The organism is Vibrio sp. Vb1574 (assembly GCF_033338675.1).
Genome location: NZ_JAWOTC010000019.1, coordinates 26,680 through 40,123 on the forward strand (window position 1 = coordinate 26,680; position 13,444 = coordinate 40,123).

At 42.2% G+C, this 13,444-nt stretch carries 18 protein-coding genes; 10 read left to right on the plus strand and 8 right to left on the minus strand.

The features are described from left to right. Window positions 1-32: 32 nt before the first annotated feature. Together mads1 and R7O12_RS13500 are read right to left on the minus strand one after the other, a co-directional pair. Window positions 33-209, minus strand: coding sequence for a methylation-associated defense system helix-turn-helix domain-containing protein MAD1 (mads1, locus tag R7O12_RS13495; protein ID WP_318125955.1), 177 nt, complete (start codon window positions 207-209; stop codon window positions 33-35). 152 nt (window positions 210-361) lie between these two features. Continuing rightward, window positions 362-1,975, minus strand: coding sequence for a TIGR04141 family sporadically distributed protein (locus R7O12_RS13500; protein WP_318125956.1), 1,614 nt, complete (start codon window positions 1,973-1,975; stop codon window positions 362-364). A gap of 311 nt (window positions 1,976-2,286) precedes the next feature. On the opposite strand from R7O12_RS13500, the gene radC reads away from it, so the two are divergent. The 7 genes from radC (at window position 2,287) to R7O12_RS13535 (ending at window position 5,415) form a co-directional block, all read left to right on the plus strand. Continuing rightward, on the plus strand, window positions 2,287-2,760 hold the full coding sequence (gene radC / locus R7O12_RS13505) for a RadC family protein (RefSeq protein ID WP_318125959.1): 474 nt from the start codon (window positions 2,287-2,289) through the stop codon (window positions 2,758-2,760). Next, a complete protein-coding gene (locus R7O12_RS13510; RefSeq protein ID WP_318125960.1) occupies window positions 2,757-3,194 on the plus strand; it encodes a DUF2787 domain-containing protein in 438 nt (145 codons plus the stop codon). The genes radC and R7O12_RS13510 overlap by 4 nt, the downstream gene beginning before the upstream one ends. Window positions 3,195-3,244: 50 nt before the next feature. Next, window positions 3,245-3,688, plus strand: coding sequence for a DUF2787 domain-containing protein (locus R7O12_RS13515; protein ID WP_318125962.1), 444 nt, complete (start codon window positions 3,245-3,247; stop codon window positions 3,686-3,688). A 3-nt stretch (window positions 3,689-3,691) separates the two neighbouring features. Next, window positions 3,692-3,868, plus strand: a complete 177-nt coding sequence (locus R7O12_RS13520; RefSeq protein ID WP_017044431.1) for a hypothetical protein — start codon at window positions 3,692-3,694, stop codon at window positions 3,866-3,868. 138 nt (window positions 3,869-4,006) lie between these two features. Then, a complete protein-coding gene (locus tag R7O12_RS13525) occupies window positions 4,007-4,741 on the plus strand; it encodes a WYL domain-containing protein (protein ID WP_318125967.1) in 735 nt (244 codons plus the stop codon). A 30-nt stretch (window positions 4,742-4,771) separates the two neighbouring features. Further along, entirely contained in the window at window positions 4,772-5,140 is a 369-nt protein-coding gene (locus tag R7O12_RS13530; protein WP_318125968.1) for a hypothetical protein, read from the plus strand. A 47-nt stretch (window positions 5,141-5,187) separates the two neighbouring features. Continuing rightward, window positions 5,188-5,415 (plus strand): hypothetical protein, encoded by a 228-nt coding sequence (locus R7O12_RS13535; protein WP_318125969.1) that lies wholly within the window; start codon window positions 5,188-5,190, stop codon window positions 5,413-5,415. A 328-nt stretch (window positions 5,416-5,743) separates the two neighbouring features. Here R7O12_RS13535 and R7O12_RS13540 read toward each other — a convergent pair whose 3' ends face one another. Beyond that, window positions 5,744-7,126, minus strand: coding sequence for a hypothetical protein (locus R7O12_RS13540; protein WP_318125971.1), 1,383 nt, complete (start codon window positions 7,124-7,126; stop codon window positions 5,744-5,746). 27 nt (window positions 7,127-7,153) lie between these two features. Continuing rightward, entirely contained in the window at window positions 7,154-7,999 is an 846-nt protein-coding gene (locus R7O12_RS13545) for a DNA-processing protein DprA (RefSeq protein ID WP_318125972.1), read from the minus strand. A gap of 58 nt (window positions 8,000-8,057) precedes the next feature. On the opposite strand from R7O12_RS13545, the gene R7O12_RS13550 reads away from it, so the two are divergent. Next, on the plus strand, window positions 8,058-9,026 hold the full coding sequence (locus R7O12_RS13550) for a hypothetical protein (protein ID WP_318125974.1): 969 nt from the start codon (window positions 8,058-8,060) through the stop codon (window positions 9,024-9,026). A 623-nt stretch (window positions 9,027-9,649) separates the two neighbouring features. Here the strand turns inward: R7O12_RS13550 and R7O12_RS13560 are convergent. Further along, window positions 9,650-10,540: a LysR family transcriptional regulator gene (locus tag R7O12_RS13560; protein WP_318125976.1), complete on the minus strand. Its 891-nt coding sequence runs from the start codon at window positions 10,538-10,540 to the stop codon at window positions 9,650-9,652. Between the two features lie 109 nt (window positions 10,541-10,649). Here R7O12_RS13560 and R7O12_RS13565 point away from each other — a divergent pair, with 109 nt between their 5' ends. Continuing rightward, on the plus strand, window positions 10,650-10,988 hold the full coding sequence (locus R7O12_RS13565) for a hypothetical protein (RefSeq protein ID WP_318125977.1): 339 nt from the start codon (window positions 10,650-10,652) through the stop codon (window positions 10,986-10,988). Further along, entirely contained in the window at window positions 10,985-11,767 is a 783-nt protein-coding gene (locus tag R7O12_RS13570) for an SDR family oxidoreductase (protein ID WP_318125979.1), read from the plus strand. Before R7O12_RS13565 ends, R7O12_RS13570 begins: the two co-directional genes overlap by 4 nt. A 253-nt stretch (window positions 11,768-12,020) precedes the next feature. Here R7O12_RS13570 and R7O12_RS13575 read toward each other — a convergent pair whose 3' ends face one another. The 3 genes from R7O12_RS13575 to R7O12_RS13585 form a co-directional block, all read right to left on the minus strand. Further along, window positions 12,021-12,467 (minus strand): ribonuclease HI, encoded by a 447-nt coding sequence (locus R7O12_RS13575; protein WP_318125980.1) that lies wholly within the window; start codon window positions 12,465-12,467, stop codon window positions 12,021-12,023. 80 nt (window positions 12,468-12,547) lie between these two features. Beyond that, the gene (locus tag R7O12_RS13580) at window positions 12,548-12,748 is read right to left on the minus strand and encodes an AlpA family transcriptional regulator (RefSeq protein ID WP_001211743.1); all 201 of its coding nucleotides are present in this window, start codon (window positions 12,746-12,748) and stop codon (window positions 12,548-12,550) included. A 64-nt stretch (window positions 12,749-12,812) separates the two neighbouring features. Then, window positions 12,813-13,409 (minus strand): inovirus-type Gp2 protein, encoded by a 597-nt coding sequence (locus R7O12_RS13585; protein WP_318125998.1) that lies wholly within the window; start codon window positions 13,407-13,409, stop codon window positions 12,813-12,815. Between the last annotated feature and the right edge of the window lie 35 nt (window positions 13,410-13,444).

Sequence of the window (13,444 nt, forward strand, 5' to 3'; positions counted from 1 at the left end):
TCACCTGACACAGCATTTGTAGATCACACTAGTTAGTTTTTGGGCTTTTGACTTTCGATCCAAGCCTCAAGGTCTTCACGTTTGAAACGCCATGAACCGCCAACTTTGAAACCAGGAAGCTTTCCTTCGCTTGCCAATCTATATGCTGTTTTTTCAGCCAACTTTAGGTAAACAGCCACCTCTTTCAAGGTTAAAATTTGATCATTCATTTCAGAGTGTTAGCTCAAGACGGCTCTGTTGAAAAATTAATATTGAGAGAATATGGGAAAATTGAGGAATGAACAATGATGAAGATTGTAGCTATCAATCATTCGAACGATTGATATGCAATTATGTGAACCCAGTATAAAGTCGTTGCTCTTTACAACTTCGGCCTGCATTTCTTCTTCACTAATAGCAGTGGATCTACATCAATCTTGGCTAACGAGATCTTATAGTTGAGCGCGACTAGCGTTTTGAGTGCATTTTTCAATGTTACTTTAGAAAAAAATGGAAGTTCATCAGGAATATTTTTTGTTGTCGCAATGGCATAGACCACATGATAGTTACTTGGATCGGGTCTATCTTTTGGAGTTTGAAGCTTAATTGATGCTGGTAGTTTAGGATTCAACCTTTCGCGATACCACTCGTCTTTGATAAACGCCTCCGCCGCAACAAAACCTTGAGAAAAAAGATGACTCAATGTGCTAGAGCTTCGATACAATTTCACATGAATAAACTCGTTACCATTTCGAATAAGATCACAATGTTCTAATTTGTCGTAAATACCTCCAATCTTGATATTTTTCTTGTCCATAAGACAGAAACTAGAATCATTGGCAGCCACATGCTGGTTGTAATCCTCCTCCCTATCATGATTATAAACAGGGAACTGGTAAGGGTGGACATTCAAACTCGCAAGGTAATCATCAACTCTAGTAACGAAATCTTGATTAACCTTGTACCAAATTCCATTTCGCAAAATGTACTGGTCTGAACCGTAGCTAATTTCTGCGTATAAGCAACGATATACAGGCCAACTCTTCACAGACTTATATTCACTATTGTTAACGTGAACAACATGATGTTTCATTGCTTCAACGCTTGGTACAGCGCCTTCCAAGTAAACAAGATAATCGTTTAAAGAAAGCACTACATGGCGAACCGCTCTTGGGGACATATGGAAGGAGTAACCAATTTGAGACTCCCAATCAACCACTTCAGGTTCACCTAGCCAAAACCCATCGTATTGCCCCAACTCAAAGTGACTATCGAGTTCCATATCGAGAACTTCTACCTCATCAAGATCTCGAACTCTGTTTATGTCTTCAACCCAACTAAACTTAGCCGGTAGTTTTGCTCTATAACGTTGCACAGACTCCAACAGTATTTTAGGAAGATTAGCTAAATCGGTTTCGACTGCAATGGTCAAGGCATCACGACCGGTTACATGACTACCAAATAGCTCAACTTGAGAAGTTCCAGTAATGGCGTACAGCATCTCGCTTTCTGAATCGAGGTGAAGATTAAATATATCCACATCTCTAGTACTCTGAGTTCTAGAGTTTAAAGGGTTGTGGTCATAACTTGCTTTGTCTAGGCTTCTGAGCTTGTCTGGATCAACTGAGTTCAAGGTCACCTTCAGCCCAAAATCTCGTTCAATAGCCTCTTGTTTAATTAGGTGAAATCCCATACCAAATGATAAAACGAAAGTTGAGCCAGCTACTCTCACCACGAGTACGGCTCCGACGTTTGAAGATGTACCAAATTCTTGAGATTCAACTTGCTTGCTATCAGTAAAGATTTTTGTCCAAGGAGGCACGGTTTTAGGCGGCTGGATTTTAATGTAAAGCTCTGCCAACTCTGTATCTGGTAAATCTAGCTGAATTGGCCTTTTCACATTATCTAATCTAATGAGCTCTGATATCGGTTTATGGCTATCTCGTGCGAGATAAATTGATAGCTTTTCCTTGCGAATTTTTGTGATTCGAGCCATATCCCTAAAGCCTTATCATTAATTAGTTTTAGAACATAAAAACAATAGAGTTCAAAGGAAGTATGAAATCAAGCTCACAAATCACAGTATTGAAACTTAAGCATTGGATTTTCTCTCACCCATCGACTCAGTAAAGGATTTATCTTTTCCTCAACATGTGTAAACAACCAATTTGGTCTCATGGTATTGGACTCTAACGTTAAAAATAATGCACATAATTGAGCTTATCCCCCTCCAGAGCTCAACCCAAAAATATTCAGGCATATGTCATCAATGTGAAACCCCATCATTGATTCCGACAGGAGCCTGACATGAACCCCAAAACACCCGATTACCAAAAGCAGCAACGCTATCAGGAAAATGAAATCCTGGAGCATGCGGCTGAGATACTGGCTACGCGCTACGTGCGTGGTGATGCGCTAACCAACCCGGATGCCACCAAAGAGTATGTGCGCTGTAAGCTAGGCAGCTATGAGCGTGAAGTCTTTGCCTTATTGCTACTGGATAACCAAAACCGACTAATTGAATTTAAAGAGCTGTTTCATGGAACAATCGATGCGGCCAGCGTCTACCCGCGAGAAGTGGTGAAAGCGGTGTTGGAAGTCAATGCCGCAGCAGTGATATTTGCCCATAACCATCCATCCGGTGACTCAACGCCGTCTCAAGCCGATAGACGCATAACCGAAAGACTCAAGGACTCTTTAGCGCTGGTGGACGTTCGCGTACTTGACCATATCGTGACAGGCGATACCTGCACCTCGTTTGCCGAAAGGGGGTGGTTATGATTGAGCTACATTATGGAGAACTGTGCATTGATGATGCTTTACATGCGTCACTAGAAGCACTTCTGAATCGATACACTCTCCCAGATAACGCAGAGCGACTCGTGCTCAACTGCCGTCAGATGAGTTACTACCGACATCGACAAGGTTTGCATCCGATTGAGGTGCAGCTTAAACGAGAGTCAGCCTCAAGCCCTTGGCTGGTAGTGTTCTTTGCCAGCTTCTCTTATCCCGATGACAACAGCACAACCGTTGAGCCTGAGCTGTACTTTCACCTAGCTAATTGCTGGTGCTATCAACCCGATGCGGGGAGCACGGATTTATCCCACCCAGAAGTTCAAGAGCTGCTCTCGGTATGGATGAAAGCCTTTGCTCGCCACCTTTCCAGAAACGTCTTTGATGACGTTCAACTGACGATGGTCGGCACATTCCAATAATTCTCACTCTGTTATTTCTTATTTGAATCCTGAAACAAGGAGGACCCACTATGTCCAAATTAAACTTCACAGCATCATTATTACCTGTGTCTAAGAAACTGCATAAGCTGTTAAGTGAGCAACTGACCACTTATTTACTGACTAATGAAGCACTGACCACCAGCCGTTATCTGGTGTTTAACTTTCGTGATAAAACATACAGCGCGGAAGAAGGCGGCTTCCATCCGGTTGAGATTGCGATTTGCCAAACTTCAACAGGAGAATGGAGCATTGAGTACATCACTGACTTTGCTTATATGGGCAACTACTACCCAGAGCTAGAGCGCAACTTGGATTTTGATTTTCGGGTTGGACAGTTCTTTGTGGCCTATCGTGGCTGGCTACCGATGCAAGGTAGCCGTGATGCCAAAGAGCTGTATCGGCTATGGGAGAATAACTTTCTTGCTTATATCGATATGGACTCCTACAACGAGATAGCCGTCACCCCGCAATAACTCATGACTTCCCTTCTTCTACAAATCATCAAACTTGTCACTGCCCTCATTACGTTGTTCTCACTTTCTCCGTTCTTCGGTGCCATCGGAGCCCTATCCACGTTAGGGTTTCTGGTGGTGCTGTTGATTGGATTATTGGCAGCCATTGCCGAGCTCAGTGATAAGCATAAACCTCGTTAATGTTAATTAATTCACACTTTTATGAAACGAATTGATTGCATTTTAACCGTTGGACATTATGTGTCTGACCCACATCTATTCTCCCGACATTAAATGTCCGACTCCGGTGTGGAGCTTTGATGTATTGAGAGCGTAGTCATGAGCAATAAAACCAGCATTGAAGGGTTATCCGCTTTGCTGCACACGCTGATGCTTATTCCTCAACATCGATGGATCACCGTCAGGGAGTTGCAGCAGCAGTTAGCCCTACTCGATATCCACCGCACCACTCGCAGCATTAAACGCTACCTCGATGACATCATTGTGGAGGTGTTTAATGTGGAGTGTGATTCGATGAGCATGCCCCATGTTTATCGGAAAACCTCAGAGCAATTACTGAAGCTCAACAGACAGGAAATGCTCTATTGGCAACTGACCAACAAGTACTTACTACCGCTAGTTCCTGATGCACTGAATTATGGACAAGGGTCCTCCTCGGAGAGAGACAAACCCTTACCACGCAAGGGTTCAGCACATTCAAAAGAGCAAGAATGGTTGGGAAAAGTGCATGTGGCATTGCCCACGATTCGCGAGTGGAGTGACGAGCAACGGCACGTGTTGAATGCGGTACACACGGCATTACTGCATAACCGTATGCTCAAGATATCTAGCCAAGTATTGCAGCAAGAGAAGGCGCTCATTGAGCCACTGGGACTCTCGGTTCAGTGTGACGCGCTCTTGCTGCTCTTTCAATTATGCGGTCAACACACGATACGCACCCTAGCCTTGCCTTTGATTGATGAGGCCAGTGTATCGACGTTTTCTTTTACCTATCCGACTGATTTCAATCTTGAGCGGTTCATGCGTGAACACGATGGAATCAGTACACCCTGAATTTCCCTCACCGATAAGGAGAGCACAGTTATGACATTAACCAACACCCTACTCCGATACGCCGCTATGACCATCCTGTTTATTGGACTTGCCGCCTGTGGCGACCAAGAAGAGACCCAAGCAGCAACGGCAGACATTGAAGTGTCGATATCGACTAACTCGCATTGGGGAACATTGGTCTTTGACCTACAAGCTATCGCCGACAACACCGTAATAAGCAATGTGGTGATTAACCGAGGAAACTGCCGATTACCCGCAGGTACAACCTCCGAGCTATCAAGAAACGTTTCATTGAAGTTCGGCCAAACCTACACCGGATACAGCAACAACTGCACCGTGGACAACGTGAAAGAAATCGAAGTCACCTCCAGCGCTGGCACCTTTGTCTACACCTTTTAACTTTCAATTCCCAAATAACACACTCAACCAACTCGTAAGGATTAACTATGAACAAGTCATTTCTACTTATCACTTCAGCGTTAGTTTTCTCAACCTCTTCCGCATTTGCTGGTGGAACACTAGGCGGTAATTCATCCGCAGATTCGGGAGCCGTCAACGTCAGTGTGGGCAAATGCACTCAATACAAAATGGATGTGAAAGCGGCGCAACAGGAAGGCAAGAATGTATCGACCATCGCCGTCCCTGAAGGCTGTGAAGCCATCACAGAAAAATAATACCACCAGCTGTGGTAAAAATGACAATGGGGAGCAATTACGCTTCCCATTGTTTTTTTTTGCTTCTATACCTAAGCTTCCCATCTAGAACACTCTTATGGACATTTATGAGTTAGAGGCAACTCTGATAAAAATGAAAAAGGAGATCATATCGACCTCCTTTTTTTAGATTCGCACACTCGATACACGTCAGTCTAACGCCAATAAAGAATATTATTAAAATTCAATATCTTACATTGTTATAGATTGAATGTTTTGATCAACATTGTGCCACTCCTAGTGACTGTAATTCACAGCAAATGGAGCACTTTAGATGCAACTACAGTTACTAATTGTCTGCCGCTACGTTATCAGCAAGTTCAATCAACTTGTCGAAATCGAAGTCTGGTTCTGGATGATGCGTCTTGAACCAGACGTAACCATATAATGGTATATGCTCAGCTACTACTTTCAACTCTCTGAAGATCGTTGCCATAGCATTAATACTCTGTCCAGAAGTCGTTACATCATCCAAGAACACTACCGCTGAGATATCATCAGGTAAATGTCCTAATACGCCTCTAAACAATCCCATAGTCTTTAATTGGTCTTCAATACAGCGCTTACCTTTCTGAGCATGGGTAGGCATTTTCGGTTGGAATCGTTCAATCAGAAGATTTTCATGAATCAATTTAAACTTGATATCTTTTTCTTTGTTAAGCCATTGCTCCCACCATGTTGCGATTAACTTCACAGTGTGAGTTTTATTGCACTCTGCGGGAACACTGCTAGGTACTGGCACTAACAATACTTTACCTGTGACACCCTGTTCTTCCAGCCAACTTTTAAAGAAAAACTTGTAGCCACCAGCCTTCTGAATCAAATGCTTCGCTTCAGCAAAACCTCCGCCTTGCTTATAGAAACGTTGTGGAACTTTCTTCCACAAGTCACTTTCAGGAACATCCTTTGCTGGCTTCAGCATCCAGTTAACTTCAAAGAAATTAGCGATATAGTTAGGATTATCGAACTCATGGAATTCCGGTACGTACTCACGAGCGTGACCAATGGCTTTTACTTCATGAACTTGGTAGTTCTCAAGATCAATCGTTTGAATATCCCAATCGTCTTGAAAGTTTGGCTTTTCATAATCAAAAACCTCTTCTCCACCTTCAATGAATTCCTCAACATAACCCTTTAGTTCGTCTAATGTGTTGGCTGTTCTAGTAGGCTTACATGTATGGAAAGGAAACATATGATCATCAGCGTTATAGCCCCATTTTGCCCATACTGAAGGGCTTTCACTTTCATGACCAAAAAAAATATCTCGTGGGCTATCGCCAACAACAAGGAAATCCGATACAACGTTCTCTTCAACCAACTCATATCGTTTGACTTCTTCGATCAATGTTTCCCAATCAGTACAAGGCTTGTGCGCATTACCGTAAATGAAATCAGGTTGAATCTTAAAGCCCTGCTTCTCTAGGACTTTCTCACAGTACGATTGAGGGGAATCAGAAAGGACAATAGGTAGAGTATCAGACTCACCAGAATTGAAGCGTTCAACAAGTGAATTGACGTACTCAACCGTATCAGCGAAATAAAGTTCAGTGACGACTTCGCCAGAATCCAGCTTTTCTACAATGGCTTCTCTTCCGGCTCGAGTTTTTAAGTAATCTTGGCAAGTGGTAGTATTAACCAGTGTAAAGTCCAGATCAAAAATCAATAGTTTCATGTGCAGACCTCTGCAAAAACAATGAACCTATTGCCTGATCACTTTTAGATTATCTTTGTATTTGTGAACCCATTGATACTCAGGCTCATAGATGTTGTTTTCTAGTGCATACAGTTGTTTCCCTTGTTCTACGCAATGCCTTATTGCGTATTGAGTTCCACTTCTGTCACCAGCACGAGCAACAACAACACCTTCGCTCGATAGCCCTACGGTGGTTCTATTACGGTTTGCAAAGAAAGAACCAAAACTGCGAATTCCTATCGGATACTCAGAAACCAAAAGATGATTCTTGGCAATTTCGTCTTGGAGTTCCTTATTATCTTTAGGAAAGTATTGGTCTAAAGGAGTACCTAGAACGGCGATAGTTCTACCGCCATGCTTGATTGCCGCTTGGTGCCCTAATGTATCAGAGCCAGCAGCAAGACCACTGACAATTGCCTGATAGCCAGCGTTAAGCATTCTTGCTATTACCGCATCACCATGGCGTACATGTTCTGGGTTATATAGTTCACGAGTGCCTACAAACGAAATGGTTTTATCCAAATGCAATAGGCTCGTATCACCTCGGCAGTAAAGTACTGGTGTTGCGCCCTCGACAGACTTCAACTTCTCTGGATATTCGGGATCATTAATCGTAATGACTTTGAAATCAAAATCGATTTTGCTGTATGCCTTATCCAATTGAGATTCGATTTTTTCCTCTATCGGAATCATCCCGAAGTGCTGATTATAGATGTCTTCTAAAGACCCTATATTCGTCAGCATTTCCCTCAATTTTTTGTTGGATGTGACACTACCTGCCGACACTTTCTTTGTAAGAATCAATGCGGCATGGCACCAAGCAAGATTTTGATCTTTGTTCAAATTAATCACGATAATACTCCAATCACTTCTGAATCTATGCTAACGAGCGCAGTAATCGCAACTGAATATGACTTCTTTTTGTCTGCCAATTGATTTAGTTCAAGTTTTGTATCATTCATGGTACAAATCGATTGCATCAATTCTGCGAATAAAAGAAAAAGCAATAGGTTACACTAACTCTGAGGTTATCGGAATGATTGATGCTGTATGCACCTATGTAGATACTAGAAAAACATATTCAATTCTCGTTTTTCAGAACCTTTCTGACTCAGAGATCGAAAAGTATAGACAGCATCTCGAATGCCCTGAATGCGGTGAACAAGCCTACTATCGTAAGAGAAGTATAGACGGTAAAGCGGCTTGTTTTGGCTCACGTTACCATGCTGAAGGATGTAACGAAGGTCGCTCATCTCCGCAAAAAGAACGAGAAGTAAGGCATGCTGTAGAAGTTAACCAAATTCTTTCAGAACAATATGAAGTCGTCTTCGATTTCTTTGCTAAAGAATCAAAGGTATCCAATTCTAGTGATACATCCCGCCTTAAGAAAGATAAACCTGTCTCATCAGGCACTACTAAATCGCACTCACAAAGCCCTACCCAAGTCCGAAAGAAATTTCTTGGGTTTGAAAAGGCTTTAAATAGCTTATTGCGTGGAAGCAATCTAGCAGAATCAGAATCGTTGATTGAGATAGATGAGGGATACAAATACAAAGCAAAGAATCTATTTGTGAAATTCTCTGATGCTGAAGCGGCTGACTCACCAAAAGAAGCAAAACCAAAAATGTATTGGGGAACGATTTCTCACTCAGATACAGAGATAGAATGGTTGAATCCCGCTGATTGTGACGATGTTGGTATTCCTATCAAACGCCACAAGGATTCGATTCTTAAACAATTCAATGTCGCTGAGAAACGAGATCTGGAAGGTGCTGGATTGATTCTATTCGGGAAATGCTTTTGGAATGCTCAGAAGACTAGAAAGATAATAGAGTTATGGAGTGCTGACAGAATCTATATTTCTGTAGCAGAGGACTAAAACTAAAACGTATTGGTCTGAAGATTAACTTCAGGAACCTTTAGCGTTGGAGTGAAAGCCAGTATCCTGCAAAGGATTTCAGTTAGGTTGACCATGATAATTTCTCTTTATGAATAATTTTGAGCATGTTCATCTGACCGCTCGAAGTTCCTCTATCAAAAGCTGATATTGATAGCTAGTATGATTGGCCTATCACATAAGTTGCTATCTGCTAGAAGGCCTTGAAAGCCTTTTATTGTACTTGGCGATTCGACAAACAATGGACAAATTAATGAGTTCATCGAGTTTGTTGCATCACGCACAGTGCGTGATGGATTGATAACTCGGAATGGGGCATAAACACGCTCTCGCTCCCACATCGCATCAACCTTCAGATATATGTTATCTAGAAAAACGCAAATAACAGGCAATATCGCTTCTAGCAGCATCAACTGCTAGCGAGTCAGCTATCTCATTCCCTCTAACACCAGAATGTTTTGACCTTGATGACTTCAACATACTTGTCTGCACGAAGTTCATCAACTATCTGCCAAAGTCATCGATTCTTGTTCTGTTTTTTATCTGCTCTAAGTCAGCCTTTTTCACAAGTAAGTATAAAAGGAACTCTCTAATCACTTGTCTAATTAGGACTTATGTGAATTTTTAAGTGTATCTATAAAAGCTCTCATAGAAGAAGTAACGTTTCTACCTTGAGGATAATAGAGACAAAGTGTTGGCCAATTCGGCGTCCACTTTTCCAGTAGCGAACAAAGCTGCCCGGATTCAATATAAGGTTTAGCAAAATGGTAACTTGTGTAACCAATACCAACACCAGCAATACATGCATCCAACACTAAACTATATGAATTGACAGTTAATCTTCCAGGAACGTCTATAGCGATGGATTCATTATTATTTTGAAACTCCCACTTAAATCGCCTCCCGCTGGGGTATCTCTCTCTAATACATTCGTGATGCCGTAAGTCATCTGGTACTAAGGGCATATCTCTATTTTTTAAGTAGTTTTGAGAAGCAATAACTACCATTCTACGGTCGATTCCTAACGGTATAGCAATCATATCCTTTGGTATATTGTTTATACTTCTGATCCCAGCGTCATATCCTTCTGAAACAATATCGACTAAGCGTCCCTCACATATCAACTCAACTTCCATTTGAGTATATTCCTTTAGATACGTTGCAATTAGTGGCTCTACTATTTGCCTAGCGACCGCTTCATCTGCATTAATACGGATTGTTCCTCTGTGCACAGAGCGAAGATCTCTGACTTCAGAAATTGCTAAGTTAATTTCAATCAGTGCTGGTTCAATTTTTAAAAGAAAATGCCTTCCAGCATCTGTTAAAGAAACACTTCTTGTTGTGCGGTTGAACAACCTTGCTCCAACTTCATTCTCTACATTAGCAATGGTCCGACTCAATGCAGACGTTGAAACTCCAAGCACTTCAGATGCCGTTCGGAAGTTGCGTTCTCTTGCCAATACACTAACAGCGGTCAAATCACTAATGGACGCCATAACTATCCCACTTTAATCAATGGTTCATAAACAACAATCCCACTTATAACATTAATAATGAGGTATTACACTCTATATGAATTGAACAATAGTCATTCTAGGAGAACAAATGTCTGCATCATCTTTAAATCTAAAGCCATACAAAGCTATTAATATCTACTTTGATGCTACAGCATCAAATGAAGTATTTAGGACTGCATTTGCCCCAAATGCAGTCGTCATTGATGAAAAGACTCATTATGTCGGCATAAGCAACATACTCAAATGGAGAACTGATTCACGCCAACAATATCAGTACACATCGACACCAATTCATGTTTCTGATAAAGCGGAGACAACTGTTGTGGAGGCAATCGTGGAAGGCAATTTCCCTGGTAGTCCGGTTACTTTGCACTACGAGTTTAAAATTCTGAATGAACAAATTGTCCAACTGGAGATCACCGTATGAGTTTTGAGTTATCACTGAAGGATAAGACGGCATTAGTGACAGCTGGCACCAGAGGAACAGGTCTAGCGCTCGTAAAATCACTTTTAGCTCAAGGTGTTAAAGTTATTACAACAGCCAGAGAATTACCAAAAATCCATTCCGAGAACTTAACGTTTGTTCAAGCCGATCTCACTACCAAAGATGGCTGTCAAATCTTGGTCCAAACGGTCCAAGAACAATTCAGTTCTATTGATATTGTAGTGCACGTTCTAGGAGGCTCTAAAAGTCCAAGTGGGGGCTACCAGCAGCTAGATGATGATATCTGGTTCGATGAACTCTCTTTGAATTTGCTTGCCGCTGTAAGGCTAGATAGAGCGTTACTACCCCAAATGGTTAACAATCGTAAAGGCGTAGTCGTTCATGTTACCTCAATACAAAGCTCGCTGCCTTTGCCGGAAGCTACGACCGCTTATGCAGCATCAAAAGCCGCGCTCTCCGCATACAGTAAATCTATTTCAAAGGAAGTTTCCAAGTATGGCGTTCGCGTGCTGCGGGTCTCTCCCGGATGGATAGAGACTGAAGCGGCTCTGAAGCTTGTTGATCGTGTAGCAAAACAAGCAAACACAGATTTTGAAGGAGGAAAAAAAATTATAATGGATTCATTGGGAGGCATTCCACTTGGTAGGCCAAATACACCAGAAGAAGTTGCAGATTTAATAACGTTCTTAGTCTCAGAGCGCGCAAGTTCAATAACAGGAGGAGAATACGTGATAGATGGAGGAACGATACCAACAGTTTAAGTTCTTGATCGAGCCTACAACTGTTACCAAACTCGCTTTTTCTACATCAAAATTCTTTATCCGTAGAACACTAAGTGAATGTCACAATTAAAGATGGCCAAGGGGAGAAATCAGGACAGTTTCGGTTGACAGAGTTCCCAACGATTCTCGATTTCGCATCGTATCCATCTTCAGTTATATGTCATCTAGAAAAACGTAAATTACAGGCAATAGCGGCTTGTTGGATTTGTACCTACAAGCCGCCTTACTTATATCAGTCTGTATTGCTTCTAGCAGCATCAACTGCTAACGAATCCGCTATCTCATTCCCTCTAACACCAGAATGAGCTTTGACTTTAAGTACCTCGACATACTTTCTAGAACGAAGCTCATCGACTTGTTTCCAGAGTTGCCGATGCTTAACCGGCTTCTTATTCGCTTTACGCCACCCTCGGTCTTTCCAGTCATCAAGCCAAATGTTGAAACCTTTAACACAGTAATCATTATCTGAATAGATAACATCACCATCTTCGGCATACTCCAGCCCTTCGATAAATGCCAGTAACTCCAGCTCCGCACAATCCGTCTTTCGGTCAATGGTGATGCTCTCTTCATGGACAATCTCGTTGTCTTCATCCAAGACCACCAGCCCAATGCCTCCTCGTTTGCATCCGTGTTGGTTGTTTGGTGCAGCGCCGTCTACGTAAATTGAACAACTCATTTTTTTATCTCTCTAATTGAAAAAGGGCGCATGACTTTACTTAGCCAGCGCCCCGTTGATAGTGTGATTTGATGTTTGTGTTACTGAAAGGATTCGGCGTTGTCTCGCATGCTCAGACGTGATTCCATCCATTCCTCTATTTCACTTTCGACCCAAGCTACCGCTCGTCCGCCGAGTGGCACACTCTTAGGAAAATCGGTTTCATCTGCCATGAACTTGTAGATAGTTGAACGGCCTAACCCTGTTAGTGACATCACTTCTTTTAATCGTAGAAATCTCATGGGAATTGTCTCCTCTTGTATATACCCATGGGATAAGCCACCACTGTAAAAAAATGCAGTCGGTCTACTCCAAGCTAGAGCCAAAGAAATAACGCGTCTCGCTCCAAGCTTCAGCAAGACTGCTCATCCGTTTATAGACACAGTTCTTAATGTCTGTGTCTTTGCTTTTACAGCGTGTGCCCAAGCTATAGTTCCCTCGGTCGTTCAGTTGGACCATTGAACGCTCATTACCTTTGTAGTGCTTTTTCATCGCTTCTCCCCAAGCTGTTTTCAGATGCCCCACAATTTCGTTACGCTTGTCCATGGAAATAACATCACCAAAATGCTGTTTATAATCAGTAAACAACATCACTTGATAATGGTGCGAACGGCTATCCGCTCGCTTACGCCACACGTAATGCAACGAATCGGTGTTCAGCTTCTCTTTTAAGATTTCAAAGTAGTCCTTAAGGGTACTGAGATCAGTGTCTTGATGATCTTTAGGCAGGTATAAGTCCAGACGTGTAGCGAGAGCGATGTCAAACTGACTGAGTGCCTGTTCAAAGACATCGACCATCGAGGTCAGTGCTGACTCGTATAACCCCTTATCGCTGTAATACAGCGGGTAATCTTCAAAAGTTCTATCTAGAGTAATGCTTGGGAGGTAGGTTCTATTCGCCATGAGTAATACCTTTTGTGTGTTAATGACATAGGCAT